Raw genomic sequence first — 16,239 nt, forward strand, 5'->3', positions numbered from 1 at the left:
ATAAAAATGGGTAATATTGCTATATAATAGAAGAAATCGGTCAAAAAAGGTGGGTTAATAAGCTTTGAAAAGTATTAAAGATATTGACATTCAAAAACTATTTCCTTCTGCATTTTATAAGCGGGGATTAACCTATTATAAAAATGACCAAGTAAAAGACGTTGTATTTGATCGTAATCATAACGTTTGGACAGCGACAGTACAAGGTTCGGAGGATTATTTTGTTGAAATTGGTTTAACGGATATGAAGAAGGGCTCCATTGATACATTTTGTGATTGTCCTGCTTTTGAGACATTTGGTTCTTGTAAACATATTGTAGCAACTTTAATTGCTATAACAGCTATAGAAAAAAATGGTGATTCATCCATAAGACAACCAAATTTTTATCGTTCGAGCAGGTTTATTGAAGCGATGAGTAATATTTTAACCCCGTTAGATGCTGTAGAAGAAGAAAATTATTCTAAATCAGAAATGTCGGTTGAATATATAGGAAGCTGGACGTATGATCGGCGGTTACAGTTAGAGATAAAGACGGGTGAACAACATCGTTATGTCGTTCGAAATGTAGCTTCTTTTTTAGATGCGGTACAGGATCAAGAACCGTATTCATTTACGAAGAAGTTTAACTACGAACCATCCATCCATTCTTTTGATGAGGCGGATATGGAAATCCTTCGTATATTGCATGATCTTTGTAAAAACGAAGAGCTATATGATAGTTACACATATGGAGGGAGAAGTACAGATAGAAGGTATGTCACCATTCCACCTTATGTAGTGAAAGATCTATTATTTAAACTTGTTGATCGCAATTTTTATATAGTTGATAACGTGAAGCAGTATAAGGATATAAAATTGCAAGAGGCTGAACTACCTTTTCAATTTTATATAACAAAACAAGATGAACATGTTGTTTTGTCTATGTCTGAGCTAAAAGAGACTATCTTTTTTCCTTTATATAATATTTTGTTTCAGCAAGGAGTTTTTTATTTTCCAACTTATGAACAGATTCCAGTCTTACAACAGATGGAAAAGTTTCGATTTGAAGATATGAATTTTGATGTACCAAAAGAACAAACAGATATTTTCTTATCTGAAGTTATGCCTTCACTTCAACGTGTTGGAGATATCGATATGGATGAGCAACTTTCGGATGAACTTATAAAAGCTCCATTACAAGCAAAATGTTATTTGGAGTTAAGGGAAGGTTTGATTATTGGGAAGTTAGAATATCATTATGGTTCCCATAGTATTGATCCGTTCCAAGGGAAAAAAGATCATCAGGTTATGATAATTCGAGACGTACCACAAGAAAAATTAATCATGAAATATATTGAAGATGCAAACTTCCGTTATAACGGAAAAGAACTATATTTGGATGCGGAGGAAGAAGATTTATACTATTTTCTCTATCATGTCCTACCATATTTAGATAATTATGTAGAGCTATTCCTATCTTCCGAATTTAGAGGATTGTTTATGGAAAATGAGCCAGAACCATACACGAGTGTTCGAATGGAAGGACAATCGAATTTATTGGAGATAGGCTTTAATATTGATGGGATAAATGATAATGAGGTAAATAAGATACTACAAGCTGTAATTGAACGGAAGCGGTTCTTTCGACTGCAATCAGGTCAGATGATGAATCTGGAGACGGAAGAATTTAGTTCGATGCAGCGATTATTTGATGATATGAGGATTTCAAAAGACGAACTATTAGATGGTACGATTCATATGCCTTCATATCGTGGGTCACAGTTAGATGATTTAATTGAGACAAAAAAACATTATGATCCGCATTTTCGTGATTTATTAAGTCATCTCCATTCGCCAGAAGAACAGGTATATATGATTCCTGAGAACGTTCAAGCAACGCTACGTAGTTATCAAAAAGTAGGATATCAGTGGTTTAAGTCATTAAGTCAGTATCATTTAGGTGGCATATTAGCAGATGATATGGGGTTAGGTAAAACATTACAGAGTATTACGTATTTGGTATCTGAATCAGAAGATGAAACAATTGGACCACACCTGATTGTTGTTCCATCATCTGTTGTTTATAATTGGAAAAATGAATTAGAGAAGTTTGCTCCTCACTTGCAAGTAGCTGTGTTAACTGGAAATCCTATTGAACGTCATCAAGTTATGTCGGAGTCAACTGAAAAAGATGTATGGATTACTTCTTATGCAACGTTACGCCAGGATATTGAATTTTATCAGGAGATAACGTTTCAAACATTATTACTGGATGAGGCGCAATATATAAAAAATTATCAAACTAAAACTTCTAAAGCTATTCGACAAATTAAAGCAACAAGACGATTTGCATTAAGTGGTACACCTATTGAAAATTCGATTGAGGAGCTTTGGTCAATATTTCAAGTGGTATTGCCAGGGTTAATGCCTGACCAACGATCGTTTAAACAGCTCGAACCTAAAAAAATCGCTGCGATAACTCGACCTTTTATCTTACGAAGATTGAAGCAAGATGTATTAAAAGAGTTGCCTGAGAAAATTGAATCTGTTCATGTATCCGAACTAACAAGGGAGCAGAAAGATCTTTACGTTGGCTATTTACGACAAGTTCAGCAAGATGCAGTCCAGTCATTTAAAGAAAATGGATTCCAACAGAACAGAATGAAAATTCTTGCTGGGCTAACCCGTTTAAGACAAATATGCTGTCATCCTTCCATGTTTATTGAAAACTATGAGGGAGCGTCTGGGAAACTGGAGCAACTAATGGAAACAATACAGACTGCATTAGATAACGGTAAACGATTGTTGATTTTTTCTCAATTTACAAGTATGCATGAAATTATTCAACAGCGGCTGAACAGAGAAGGCTATGGATATTTTTATCTCCATGGTCAGACGTCTTCCAAGGAAAGAGTCGAAATGAGTGAACGATTTAATAATGGCGAGAATGATATCTTTCTAATTTCACTCAAAGCGGGTGGTACAGGTCTAAACCTGACTGGTGCAGATACGGTTATTTTGTTTGACTTATGGTGGAATCCTGCCGTGGAGGATCAAGCAACTGGAAGAGCTCATCGTTTCGGACAAAAAAAGGTTGTACAAGTGATTCGATTAGTAACGGAAGGAACAATTGAAGAAAAAATATATGATCTACAGCAAAGGAAAAGAGAGCTGATAGATCAAGTCATACAACCAGGAGAAACAATGCTTTCTTCATTAAATGAAGATGATATAAAAGAATTACTAAGTTTATAAGGTTTTCTACCAGTATTCTGGTAGAAAGCTTTTTTATATAGGTAAGGAAGTGTAAATAGTTGACCTCATATTTTCGTAGACAAAAATTTCCACATCCAGCTCCAGCGTCCCGAAACTAAACTTCACAAATCTCCCTACGATAAAGAAGACTGCCGAATGTTTTTTATGAGGCTTAGTCGCACTTATACCTGAGGTGAAAAGAAGACTGCCGAATGGTGTTTGTTTTTATGGGAAGGGGGAATGATAGTAGCAAACGATAAAGGAGAGGGAAGTCTATGGATATAAAAACATTAAGAGCATATTTTCAAAGTGAGAATGATGCTGTATCTGCACAATCTTCTTTAGCCTCCGTACGAAGTCAGCAACTATTTATTGATGAGATTCCATCAGGGTTTGATCGTGAAATATTTATTCCGGTAATTCCGTATGGTCCACATTGGGGGTTATTTCAAGGTATCGCCATACAGGAAGAAGAAATCGATGTTAATGAAAAAAATGAACAACCAATGACGCATTTATTGGAAGCGCAAATAGCTGAAGACGACATTGAAAAAGCAGCAACAATTATATCAAACCACAATGGTTACCGATTGAGAAAAAAATAAAGATATAGAGTACAAATAGGATATAGCATAAACTTTATCTATGTCATAGGCAGTTGAAATAGGTGGACTTTAGCGGGATATACATGATTCGGGAATAGACTTGTGTAGTTGAGCTATACCCGTAGAAAGCGAACCTATTTCAATCTGCGATAAAAGTTTTAGTCGCTCCAAATAATTATTGTTTTAGTGAGAATAATTTTCGTGGCCGTCCTTTCAAATAGGGACGCTCTTCTCCAGCCACTCTAATAACATCCCCAGTTAATAATTTATTTACCGTACGCTCTGCACTGCGTTTTGTCACCTTATAAAAATCAGCAATATCATTCGAAGAGAAAGGTTCATTATTCCGTTCTATAATGAAATCGATAAAATTATATGATAATTCATTATTTAATCTAGCTTTGTGGATAAGTGCATGAAATAATTTTGAAGTATCAATATCACGCTTTATTCCAATTGGCCCAATTGTCTCTTGCCGTTCGTTAACAATATAACTAATGCTATGTGTTTCTGCATTGCATTGGGCATGTGCTTGCTGTGCATGTTTTAGAGAAGAACGAGGAGTCAATCCAAATCCAAACCCTATATTCACTGGACTGGCTACTATTCCTTCAATTTCTTGTATTAATGGAAAATCACGATAATGGTTTTTTAAGTTTTGTAATAATTTTTTTGTGCCTACTAAGAGAAAATGATTATTTTTGCAAGGTATTAGCATTGCCTCGGTTTCCTCAGAAAATGTGTTCAGGCAATTAGTTAGTTCGTTTATTTGATCTTGACTGATTGTATCTCCTTCTTTAACAGAAATAATCCCTGTTACTAATTGAGTACTATGATGTTCAGCTAAGTCTATTAGTTCTTGAGTTTTTTCAAGCGCGTCGATAATATTTTTGTTGGGTAGTTGTAATTGGTATACTGGTACATTTTCTGCTTTAAGATATTCAAAAACAGCTGTTTTTGATGTAAGAACACCGTCTATCTTTCCTTCATTGTAAAGTTTTAAATGATGGAAAGCGATCTCGCTCTCGGGAATGATGCGATTCTTTTCATATTCATAAGCATGTATTTGTAATTCGGTCATTTGCATGTCTTGAATTAATTCATTGATGTGTATTTCTTTTGGTACATCGATAGAGATACGGTTTAATGAAAATGATTTTTTTAATCTTATTATAGACGACAAAAATGTGTATTCATCATAATCTACATAAACAAGCGTCTGTTTTTTCTTGATTTTTTCAGAAGCCTGTTGATAGGAACAGTAATCAGTAAACAAGAGCATGTCACACATGAAAGCCCTTTCAATTTTGTCCGCAACCTCAGTTATTGAATCATAGATGAACGGTAATAACTCCATTTGTGAGTAGTGTTCTGCAAGGTTACGCACACGGTGCACAGTTTTCATATCACCAAAAACGCCGATCTTTGTCTTCATATGAAGCACTCCTTATTGTATATATTTTTAAACGTCCTGTTGTAAGAATCTATGAAGTACTTTTCCGAATGAAGCTATAAACGCTTGACCATCTCCATTGTTCTCCCAACCCTCTGTAAGTACTACTACCTTAAGGATCTTATTATCTTTTACAAAGATAGCTGCGTCATGTTCTACACCTTTTAACTCACCAGTTTTGTGATACGAAGTAACGAGTGGGTCATATTCTGTATAAGCCGTTAATTTACTGTTAAACTGTTGATTACTTAACATGTGTAGAATGTGTTGTTGGGAATTTTTCCCTAAAAATTTATTCTTCTCTGTAAATATATCAAATAATCGTAATACATCCAATGCTGAAGTTACATTTTCTTTTCCTAACTTTTGAGCACCTATATCCATAAACTTTCGTTCTAACTTCGTCCGTTGGCAACCCAATTTCTCAATAAATGCTTGAATATTTGAGATCCCTAATCTTTCTATAAGATAATTACTTGCGGTATTATCAGATACTATAATCATTAATTCTAGTAATTGTTGATATGTAAGAGATTGAATGTTTGTTAGATAAGAAAGAACACCAGATCCTTCAACTTGACTATCTGCGGATATTTGTACCTTTTCTGTTAAAGAAAATTTGCCATTTTCTTTGAAATAGTATGCTGAAGCCATAATAAATAGTTTAATTATGCTGGCAGATCGCATTTGCTTCGTTTCTTTTGAACATATTACTCCAGAATTTGTCTTAATTATTAGACTAACTGAAACTGGCGCGGCAGGCTTAATAGCTGAAAATGCTGTCTCAATATATCTTAATGACAAGACGATGCACCTCTTCCAATTAAAATACATTTGCAATTATCATATTGAATTTTCGGAATATTGTCAAGAAAACAGAGGCTATAAATGAGTATATGTATTATGACCTAATTTATATTTAAAAATTAGACTAAAATGATTATATCATTGAAATTTTGCAAAAAATAGATTAATATATAATAGACAGTTTTCCGAAATAAAAAAAGATTTTAAATTAGCAACTTAGGGGGGATTAAACGTGAAATTGTCAAAAAAGTCTTTATTATTACTAGTTTTTGGTTTACTTCTCAGTGTTGTACTAGTAGCATGTGCTAGCGAACCTGATGAAGGTGGTAACACAGATTCTTCTGGTGATTCTGATGCAGACGCAGAAGAAACTACTGAAGGAGCAGAAGGTGGAGAACTTATTATAGCAACTTTATCTGATGCTGTTTCGTTGGATCCAGCTGGTTCTAATGACGTACCTTCTAGTAACGTGCAAGCAAACATCTTTGAATCTTTGACCAAACAAGATGCAAATATGGAAGTGCAACCAAGTCTGGCAACTGAGTGGGAAGCAATTGATGATACTACATGGGAATTCAAACTTCGTGAAGGTGTTAAATTCCATGATGGATCAGACTTTAACGCAGAAGTTGTTAAAGCAAACATTGAGCGTATCTTAGATCCGGATGTAGGGTCTCCACGTTTATTCTTATATGAAATGATTGAAGAAATTGAAGTTGTAGATGACCATACAATTCGTTTTACAACTGAGTTTCCATTTTCACCACTTCCAGCTCACTTAGCGCACAATGGGGGAGCGATGGTATCTTCAGAAGTCATTGATGAAGATTATGCAGCTATGGAAAATGGTGAAGACCCTGGAAGTGTAATTAATAATAATCCAGTTGGAACCGGATTTTTCAAATTTGATAAATGGGATCCAGGTTCACAGATTCGCTTAGTTAAGAATGAAGAATATTGGGATGAGCCAGCAAACCTTGATTCTGTAGTATTTAAGGTAGTTAGTGAAGGTCTTACCAGAGTAGCAGAATTACAAACTGGTGAATCACATATTTCTGATCCGCTTAGTCCAAATGACGTAGAACAAGTGGAAGCAATGGATGGAGTTAGTGTAACACAACAAGGTAGTGTAAGTTTATCTTATGTTGGTTTCAACATGGAAAAAGAGCCTTTTGATGATCCAAATGTTCGTAAGGCAATCAATATGGCAATTGATAAGAGCCAAATTATTGATGGAATCTATAATGGAGTAGGTACTCCAGCAATTGGGCCATTAGCTCCCGATGTATTTGGGTATGACGAAAATGCTCCAGGATTAGAGTATGATCCGGAACAAGCAAAAGAATTACTTGCAGAAGCAGGGTTAGAAGATGGTTTTTCAACTACACTTTGGACAAATGATAGTCAAGAGCGTGTAGATGCCGCAACAAATATTCAAGCTCAATTAAAAGAATTTAATATTGATGTAGAAGTTGAGGTACTTGAGTGGGGTGCTTATTTAGAACAGACTGCACAAGGAGAACATGATATGTTTGTACTTGGATGGTCTACTGTTACTGGTGATGCGGATTATGGATTATATGCATTATTCCATTCTAACAATGTAGGAGATCCTGGAAACCGTACGTTTACCAAAGATGAAGAACTTGATGCACTTCTAGATGAAGCACGTCAAGAGCCAGATCCAGAGACTCGTCTAGAACTTTATAGCCAAGTTCAAGAAAAGCTAACAGAAGTAGCTCCAATGCTTTATATTCACCACCAAGATTTCTTACTTGGAGTAAGTGATAAAGTACAAGGGTTAACACAATTACCAACACAAATTCTTCAGTTGAAAGATGTAACGTTAGAACAATAATAAGTAATGAAAAAGAACTATTGTACGTAAATCGTGCAATAGTTCTTTTAATGTACAAAAGTATCTATCATCGATTAGAATTCGTTGATAATAAACAATTGCTTACAAAATATATCTAATTATGTGAAATTGGATCGCATAATAAAAGACGCCATGAGATAAACGATGGCGTCTTTTAGTTTTAAGCATTTACAGTTTGTTTATGTTCACCTGAACGAATAGCTTCCATATGGTGACAAGCAGATAGGTGACCTTCTTGCATTCCATCTGTATTTCTAAGCTCAGGAACTTCTGTACGACACAACTCTGTTGCAAACGGGCAACGAGTATGGAATCGACATCCTTGTGGAGGATCTATTGGAGAAGGGACATCTCCCTTTAGTAATATACGCTCACGTTTTTTCTCCATATCCGTGCTTGGAATAGCAGACAATAAAGCCTTTGTATATGGATGCATGTTATTATCAAATAATGATTTCTTATCTGCAATTTCTACAATTTTACCAAGATACATAACGATAATACGATCAGAGATGTGACGAACAACGCCTAAATCATGAGAGATAAATAAATAGGTAAGGTTATAATCACGCTGTAATTCTTTTAATAGATTTATAACTTGTGCTTGTATGGATACATCTAATGCAGATACTGCTTCATCAGCAATAATAAGTTTAGGATTGACAGTTAATGCACGGGCGATACCAATACGTTGACGCTGACCTCCGCTGAACTCATGTGGGAAACGATCTGCTTGGTGTGGACCAAGTCCAACGCGCTCCATTAATTCTAATACTTTCTCTCTTCTCTCCGTTTTTGGATAAGAGTTTTGAATTTCCATTGCTTCTGTTAATACTTGTCTAACGGTTTGACGAGGATTAATAGATGCATAAGGATCCTGGAAGATAATTTGCATATCTTTCCGAAATTTATTCATTTCTTTTTTCTTTAATTCGAGTATATTTGTTCCATTAAATTCTACTTCTCCACTAGTTGGCTCATCTAAGCGTAAAATAGCTCTTCCAGTTGTTGATTTACCACAACCAGATTCTCCAACGATACTTAATGTTTCACCTTCATACACATCAAATGAAACACCATCCACTGCTTTAACGTGGTTAATAGTTTTACCGAAAACTCCACCTTTAATAGGAAAGTGTTGTTTCAATTCTCGTACTTTAAGAAGTTGTTTCTGATTTTTCATAAACACTCACCTCCGGATCCCCATTCCATTCATCAGAGTATATCCAACAACGAATTTGATTACCATTTTCATCTGTTTCTAAGTTTGGAAGTTTTTCACGACATAAATCTGTAGCAAACGGACATCTTGGAGCAAATCGACATCCCTTAGGCATGTCTGCTGGACTTGGCACAGAACCTTTAATAACAGATAAATCTCCTTCAATATCTTTATCATGTTGAGGTATGGACTCCATTAATCCAACAGTATATGGATGTTTGGGTGAAGAGAAAAGAGTTTTTGTATCTGTATACTCAACAACTTTCCCGCAATACATTACAGCTACATAATCACATGTCTCTGCTACAACACCTAAATCGTGTGTAATTAATAAAACTCCCATATCCAGTTGTTCCTGTAAATCTTTAATTAAGTCTAATATCTGAGCTTGAATAGTAACATCAAGAGCAGTAGTAGGTTCATCTGCAATGAGTAATTCTGGATTACATGCTAGTGCCATTGCAATCATTACACGTTGTCTCATACCACCAGATAGTTCATGCGGATATTGATCGACACGTTTCTCAGGAGACGGAATACCTACTAATTTCAACATTTCTATAGAACGTTTTTTCGCTTCTTTTTTACTCAAACCTTGGTGGATTTTATAAGATTCTCCAATCTGCTGTCCAACTGTGAACGTTGGATTAAGAGATGTCATTGGCTCTTGGAAAATCATTGAAATTTCATTTCCGCGAATTTTACGCATTTGAGACTCTGATTTATCTAACAGGTTCTCGCCTTTAAACTTAATTTCGCCACCTTTAATCTTCCCAGGCTCTTCAATGAGGCGTAGGATCGATAATGAAGTTATACTTTTTCCTGAACCAGATTCACCAACAACACCAAGTACTTTACCTTTAGGAATACTAAAAGATACACCATCAACAGCTTTTACCTCTAGATCTTTGGTGAAAAAGGAAGTCTGTAATTCATTAATCTCTAATATATTATTATAAACGTTTGGTGCACTAGTCATAATAGTTGCTCCTTTCTCTTATTCATAACTCTTGTAAGGCTTTTAGATTAATCAAGATCAATTCGTTTGTTTAGGAAGTTATAAGTTATATCTACCAATAAGTTAACGAAAACGAATAATAGTGCCACTACAAGAATCGTACCTTGTACAACTGGAAAGTCACGAGCAGTAATAGAATCAATAATTAATTTACCCATACCATTAATAGCGAATACAGATTCAGCAAGTACTGCCCCGCCGAGAAGTCCACCAAACTGTAATCCTACGACAGTTACTACTGGAATTAAGGCATTCTTTAATGCATGTCGATAAATAACAATTGTTTCTTTTACCCCTTTTGCACGGGCGGTACGTATATAATCTTGTCCAATAACGTCTAGCATACTGGATCTTGTCATTCTAGCAATAATAGCTGCACTACCTGTTCCTAAAGTTATAACTGGAAGAACCAGTTGATCAAAATTCCCCCATCCAGAAGGACTAAACCAACTTGTATTGTCAAAGAACGGTACCCATGATGGCAGATCAATACCTATAGAGAACCATTGAATTAACATTAAACCTAGCCAGAAATTTGGCATAGACAACCCAAACAAAGCAATTAACATTAACGAAGTATCTAAAAATGAATACTTACGAGTTGCTGAAACAATCCCTACGATTAATCCAACAAATACACCTAAAATAGTGGCGTATATGGAAAATTCTACGGTAACCCAGAATCTTGCTCCTATTTCATCTGCCACAGGACGTCCACTTCTCATTGAGTTACCTAAGTCACCTTGAACAGCATCCGTAATGTATGAGAAATATTGCATTGGAATAGGTTCGTTTAAACCCAGTCTTTCTCGAATATTTTCAACTTGTTCTTTTGGTGCACTTTCACCTGCTAGAATCTGAGCTGGATCACCTGGGATTAAGTGCATCATACTAAATACTAATATGGATACCCCAATAAGTACGGGGATAGTTTGCAGTAATCTTCGAATAATAAATTTAAACATAGCTGTTCACCTCTTTCTATTCTTTCGTTTTTGGATCAAATGCATCACGTAATCCATCACCTAATAAATTAAATGCTAACACAGCTACCACAATAGCTAAGCCAGGGAAGAGTGCAACATGTCCTGCATTATATAAGTAGTTTCTTCCATCACTAAGCATCGCACCCCATTCAGCCGATGGTGGTTGTGCACCTAAACCGAGGAAAGATAGTCCACTTGCAGATAGAATTGCTGTGGCAATACTCAGAGTTGCCTGAACGATAATAGGAGAGGTAATATTCGGAAAAATATGTTTAAAAATAATTCGGGTATCACTAGCACCAAGAGCGCGCATAGCATCGATATACTCCAATTTCTTAACAGATAAAACGGATCCACGAACGATACGTGCAAATACAGGAATACTTGAGACTGCAACAGCTATGATTAAATTCACAATACTTCCTCCAAGTACTGTTACAATAGCTAAAGCTAGAAGAATACCAGGAAAAGCAAGTAAAATATCCATGACTCGCATAATAATACTATCAGTACGTTTGCCATAATAACCTGCTATTAATCCAAAGAATACACCAATTGTTGCGCCTAAGGCTATGGAGAAAAATCCAATTGTAAGTGTTAAACCTGTCCCTTGAATTACTCGACTAAAAATATCTCTTCCAAAGTTATCCGTCCCAAACCAATGATCAGCTGAAGGTCCCTGCAATTTATTCAGGATATCTTGCTGATAGGGGCCATATGGAGTGAAAAATGGTCCAACAATTGCGATAATTATTAATAGAATAATTAAAATTCCGCCAATCATAGCTGACTTATTTTTCTTAAACTTATTAAAAACAATTTTCCAACTTTTCAGCCTATGGTTAGGTGGCTTATGAGCAGTTTGGGGAGTTTCTATGTGTTCTGTTGGTTGGCTCATAGTTTGCTAATCTTCCTTTCTTTTCAATGAATATACTATCTGTATGATTATATCACGAACTAATTGATTTACAATAAGGTGAATGTTGAGAAAGAGAGAATTTTGTAAAAATATACTAGGAAATATGCATTAGAAACCTTATACGGAAGCAAAAATCAATAATTTCAAAATTATTGTCGAAAAATAAAGTTTTAAAATTAAAATATATCAAAATTTTTGGTTAACAAAACAATTATTATACCAAAGTATTGCGTTAAACACTTTATGTATTCGCTTTCTATTTTGATAATAATTTGACATTTTAGTTTTAAATATTGTAAGATATTTTTACTAGATTAATAATTTAAAAGGGGCGTTTGTATGAAGAAAAAATGGTATGGTCAATTAGCTATTTTAGTAGCACTTATTCTTCTTCTTGCTGCTTGTGGCGGTAATGATGAGGGATCTAATGGAGATGGAGATGCATCAGAAGGTGGAGAAGACCCAGAAATGTTAACACTAGTTACGGGTGGAACAAGTGGTACATATTACCCGTTAGGTGGAGAAATGGCAACGAATATTAACAGTGATACTGATGTACAGGTAGATGCTATTTCCTCTAATGCCTCTGCTGAAAATGTACTGGCGATTGAAAATGGCGAGGCTCAACTTGGATTTATTCAAACAGACGTAATTGCTCACGCAGTGGAAGGTATCAATGCTTTTGACGGTGAACCTGTAGAAAAAGTACAGGCAATCGGGTCGTTATATCCAGAAACAATTCAAATCGTAACAACTGCTGATTCTGGTATTGCTTCTGTGGAAGATTTAGAGGGCAAAAAAGTATCTGTAGGTGCGCCAGGGTCAGGAACATATATTAACGCAGAACAAATCCTTGAAATACATGGTATGACAATGGATGATGTGGAAGCACAAAACCTTGATTTTGGTGAATCGACTGGTGGAATTCAAGACGGTAATATCGATGCAGCATTTATTACTTCTGGTACACCAACAGGTGCTGTAGAAGGACTTGCTGCTACTGTAGATATCTCAATTGTTCCCATTGCAGAAGATAAGGTGGAAGAATTAGTAGAAGCATATCCTTACTATGCTTCTGATGTAATTGCTGGAGGAACATATGGTGGTCTTGATGAAGAAATTCAAACAGTTGCTGTACTTGCAATGTTAGCAGTATCAAGTGACTTATCAGAAGATCTTGTATATGATATGACAAAAGCAATCTATGATAATGCTGATAAGATTTCCCACGCAAAAGGTGAATTTATAACAATTGATACTGCACTTGATGGAATTGGAATTGATTTACATCCAGGTGCGCAGAAATACTTTGATGAACAAGGTATAGAGTAAATAATTTCATGAAATGGCCGGCTCCACCCATTCTGGGATAGGCTGCCGGCTATTTTTTGATTTTTAACTCAATCTGTAAAAGGTGATTTGATGCAAAAAAAATGGCTTTTCATGCTTCTGACTATTGTAATGATGATCATTTTAATTTTCATACCTTTTCGTACTGCTCTGGTCTTTTATGAAGGACAAACAGATAAACAACAGGCATATCTGATTATTGATTCTGGAGATTATTTTGGAATAACTTTCACGCATTCCATTCATTTAACAGATGTTGTAGAAAAGTATCTTATTACAGATGATAATAAAATTATGCAATATGAAATGGTTTATGAGGAATATGGTATAGGGATGCCGAATGATGCAATGGGAGATGAAGAGTTTGAATATATTGATGGGAAATACCATATAAAAAACATGACCAATGAATTTGACTATTTAAATATACGAAACGGTGAAAAAGTCTCTAATCATAGACTTTCTTGGGGGGACAGCGATAATCGTACGGATGTACACACTGTTCCTTTTAATGATTACTTTTCTCCTGGTGATTGGTATAAGTTGAAAGTTAAACAAATTTCTTTATTCGAGCTATTGAAAGGAGTGAATATTCATGAGTGACAAACAACATGAAAATCTATCTGAAACTAAACAACAAGAGCTGCTAGAGAAGTATGATGCAGAAGCGAATACTAGAAAGCTAACTGGAGTTTTAGCAATCGTTATCTTTTCTGCATTAGTTCTATTTTCGATTTTCCAAATATATACCGGTATATTCGGACAATTGACAGCATACCTACAACGGACGATACATTTAGGTTTCGCTTTGGCGCTTATCTTTTTACTGTTTCCTGCTGTCCGTAAGACGAAAAAAGATAGGATTCCTTGGTACGATTATGTTCTAATGGTGTTAGCGATTGTAGTGTGTGCATACTGGCCGATAAATTATGATACGCTTGTACAACAATTCGGGTCGATACCTCTTGACCAAATGTTAATTGGTGGGGTAGCTATCCTGCTAGTATTAGAAGCGGCACGTCGGGCTGTTGGTTTACCTATCACAATAATTGCATTATTATTCTTGGGTTACGCATTGTTAGGTCCTAATATACCAGGTATGTTTGCACACCCTGGTTTATCATTAGAACAATTAATACGATCCATGTTCTTTACCACAGAAGGAATTTTAGGTACTCCATTACAAGTATCCTCGACATATATTTTCTTATTCTTGTTGTTTGGGGCATTTTTAGTACAAACTGGAGTAGGTAATTACTTTAATGATTTGGCTATCTCTATAGCTGGAAAAAGGGTTGGAGGACCGGCTAAAATTGCCATATTCTCAAGTGCTTTGAATGGTACAATTTCAGGAAGTTCAGTAGCAAATACGGTAACCACTGGTTCTTATACGATACCTCTAATGAAACGACTTGGTTATCGTAAGAACTTTGCCGGAGCGGTAGAGGCAGCGGCATCCACTGGTGGACAGATAATGCCACCAATAATGGGTGCGGCAGCATTCTTGATGATTGAGTTTGCTGGAGAAAGCTACTGGAACATAGCTAAAGCAGCTATAATTCCTGCCATTTTGTATTTTGCTGGTATTTGGATTATGACTCACTTAGAAGCAAAGCGATCAGGTTTAAAAGGGTTGCCAAGTGAAGAGATACCGAGTAAAAAAACGGTATTAAAGAAAATACATCTTTTACTACCTATTGTTGCAATCGTATATTTCTTATTTATTGGAGTAAGTGTTGAGCGAGCAGCAATATATGGTATCTTGACTACCATCATTGTAAGCTTGTTCCGTAAAGATACACGTATTACAGTTCCGAAGTTCTTTGTAGCTTTAGAACAAGGTGCAAGAACTGCGCTTGGAGTAGCTGCAGCAACAGCTTGTGCTGGTATAATTGTTGGTGTAGTAACGAAAACCGGTTTAGGATTAAAACTTGGTAATAGTCTTGTATCTATTGCAGGAACAATTGCAAGTACGCCGGAAATTCAATTAATACTTACACTTGTATTTACCATGATAACTTCCATTATTATAGGAATGGGATCACCAACAACGGCGAATTATATTATTACATCAACCATTGCATTACCAGCAATTTTAGCACTCAATGATAATTTAGATGTAGCTATACCTGTATTAGCTGCTCATATGTTTGTGTTCTATTTTGGGATTGTTGCAGATATTACACCTCCAGTAGCTCTGGCTGCTTTTGCTGCTAGTGGGATATCTGGCGGTGAACCTATTCGTACAGGAGCAAATGCCGCTCGGCTGGCAATTGCAGCGTTTATCATTCCTTATATGTTTGTATTAAATCCAACTTTATTAATGATAGACTCCACCTGGATAGAAATATTATTTGCTTTATTTACCGCATTCCTAGGTATGATAGCTATAGGTGCTGGAATGATAGGCTATTGGTACAGGAGAATAAAGTGGTATGAGAGAATTTTAGCTATTGCGACTGGGCTATTACTTATTTATCCTGAAGGTGTGTCAGATACGATAGGATTTATATTATTTGCTGTCCAACTAGTGATCCAATTTGTTACAAGAGAAAAAGATAGTGATAATGAAAATGAAGTAAAGTTAGCTAACGGATAAAGTATATTATTTAATATAATCCGCATGAAATCTAGTGATAGGTTTCATGCGTTTTTTTATCCGAGTAAGTATTATCTCTATGGACTTTGGGTATTTCTCACAAATAGTTCTTCAAAGAAAAACCTTTCTGTTATGATGGAAATAGTGGATTTTTGATGAAGAAGAG

General features: G+C 35.6%; 12 protein-coding genes. 6 read left to right on the forward strand and 6 right to left on the reverse strand.

What is annotated here, in order from left to right; translation table 11 throughout:
* Positions 1-64 precede the first annotated feature (64 nt).
* Both ABC346_RS06455 and ABC346_RS06460 read left to right on the forward strand, forming a co-directional pair.
* Positions 65-3,235 (forward strand): SNF2 helicase associated domain-containing protein, encoded by a 3,171-nt coding sequence (locus ABC346_RS06455; protein WP_413234065.1) that lies wholly within the window; start codon positions 65-67, stop codon positions 3,233-3,235.
* Between the two features lie 275 nt (positions 3,236-3,510).
* Positions 3,511-3,840: a hypothetical protein gene (locus ABC346_RS06460; protein ID WP_413234066.1), complete on the forward strand. Its 330-nt coding sequence runs from the start codon at positions 3,511-3,513 to the stop codon at positions 3,838-3,840.
* 175 nt (positions 3,841-4,015) lie between these two features.
* On the opposite strand, the gene ABC346_RS06465 is transcribed toward ABC346_RS06460, so the two are convergent.
* Complete coding sequence (locus ABC346_RS06465) at positions 4,016-5,275, reverse strand: hypothetical protein (RefSeq protein ID WP_413234067.1); 1,260 nt, start codon at positions 5,273-5,275, stop codon at positions 4,016-4,018.
* A 27-nt stretch (positions 5,276-5,302) separates the two neighbouring features.
* On the reverse strand, positions 5,303-6,097 hold the full coding sequence (locus tag ABC346_RS06470; protein WP_413234068.1) for a serine hydrolase: 795 nt from the start codon (positions 6,095-6,097) through the stop codon (positions 5,303-5,305).
* A 235-nt stretch (positions 6,098-6,332) separates the two neighbouring features.
* On the opposite strand from ABC346_RS06470, the gene ABC346_RS06475 reads away from it, so the two are divergent.
* On the forward strand, positions 6,333-7,958 hold the full coding sequence (locus ABC346_RS06475; RefSeq protein WP_413234069.1) for a glutathione ABC transporter substrate-binding protein: 1,626 nt from the start codon (positions 6,333-6,335) through the stop codon (positions 7,956-7,958).
* A 181-nt stretch (positions 7,959-8,139) separates the two neighbouring features.
* Here the strand turns inward: ABC346_RS06475 and ABC346_RS06480 are convergent, their stop codons facing one another.
* From ABC346_RS06480 to ABC346_RS06495, 4 genes are read right to left on the reverse strand one after another with little or no spacing between them, the layout of a single operon-like run.
* A complete protein-coding gene (locus ABC346_RS06480; protein WP_413234070.1) occupies positions 8,140-9,162 on the reverse strand; it encodes an ABC transporter ATP-binding protein in 1,023 nt (340 codons plus the stop codon).
* The gene (locus tag ABC346_RS06485; RefSeq protein ID WP_413234071.1) at positions 9,137-10,180 is read right to left on the reverse strand and encodes an ABC transporter ATP-binding protein; all 1,044 of its coding nucleotides are present in this window, start codon (positions 10,178-10,180) and stop codon (positions 9,137-9,139) included. The genes ABC346_RS06480 and ABC346_RS06485 overlap by 26 nt, the downstream gene beginning before the upstream one ends.
* A gap of 47 nt (positions 10,181-10,227) precedes the next feature.
* A complete protein-coding gene (locus tag ABC346_RS06490) occupies positions 10,228-11,184 on the reverse strand; it encodes an ABC transporter permease (protein ID WP_413234072.1) in 957 nt (318 codons plus the stop codon).
* A gap of 16 nt (positions 11,185-11,200) precedes the next feature.
* Positions 11,201-12,103, reverse strand: coding sequence for an ABC transporter permease (locus ABC346_RS06495; protein ID WP_413234073.1), 903 nt, complete (start codon positions 12,101-12,103; stop codon positions 11,201-11,203).
* 360 nt (positions 12,104-12,463) lie between these two features.
* Here ABC346_RS06495 and ABC346_RS06500 point away from each other — a divergent pair, with 360 nt between their 5' ends.
* From ABC346_RS06500 to ABC346_RS06510, 3 genes are all read left to right on the forward strand, one after another.
* Positions 12,464-13,456 carry a TAXI family TRAP transporter solute-binding subunit gene (locus ABC346_RS06500; protein ID WP_413234074.1) on the forward strand — a complete coding sequence of 331 codons (993 nt, stop codon included), beginning with the start codon at positions 12,464-12,466 and terminating at the stop codon, positions 13,454-13,456.
* 90 nt (positions 13,457-13,546) lie between these two features.
* Positions 13,547-14,077, forward strand: a complete 531-nt coding sequence (locus ABC346_RS06505; protein ID WP_413234075.1) for a DUF1850 domain-containing protein — start codon at positions 13,547-13,549, stop codon at positions 14,075-14,077.
* A complete protein-coding gene (locus tag ABC346_RS06510) occupies positions 14,070-16,073 on the forward strand; it encodes a TRAP transporter permease (protein ID WP_413234076.1) in 2,004 nt (667 codons plus the stop codon). Before ABC346_RS06505 ends, ABC346_RS06510 begins: the two co-directional genes overlap by 8 nt.
* The last annotated feature ends 166 nt before the right edge of the window (positions 16,074-16,239 follow it).

It is taken from the genome of Oceanobacillus phoenicis, assembly GCF_047238145.1.
Taxonomy (GTDB): Bacteria; Bacillota; Bacilli; order Bacillales; family Amphibacillaceae; genus Oceanobacillus.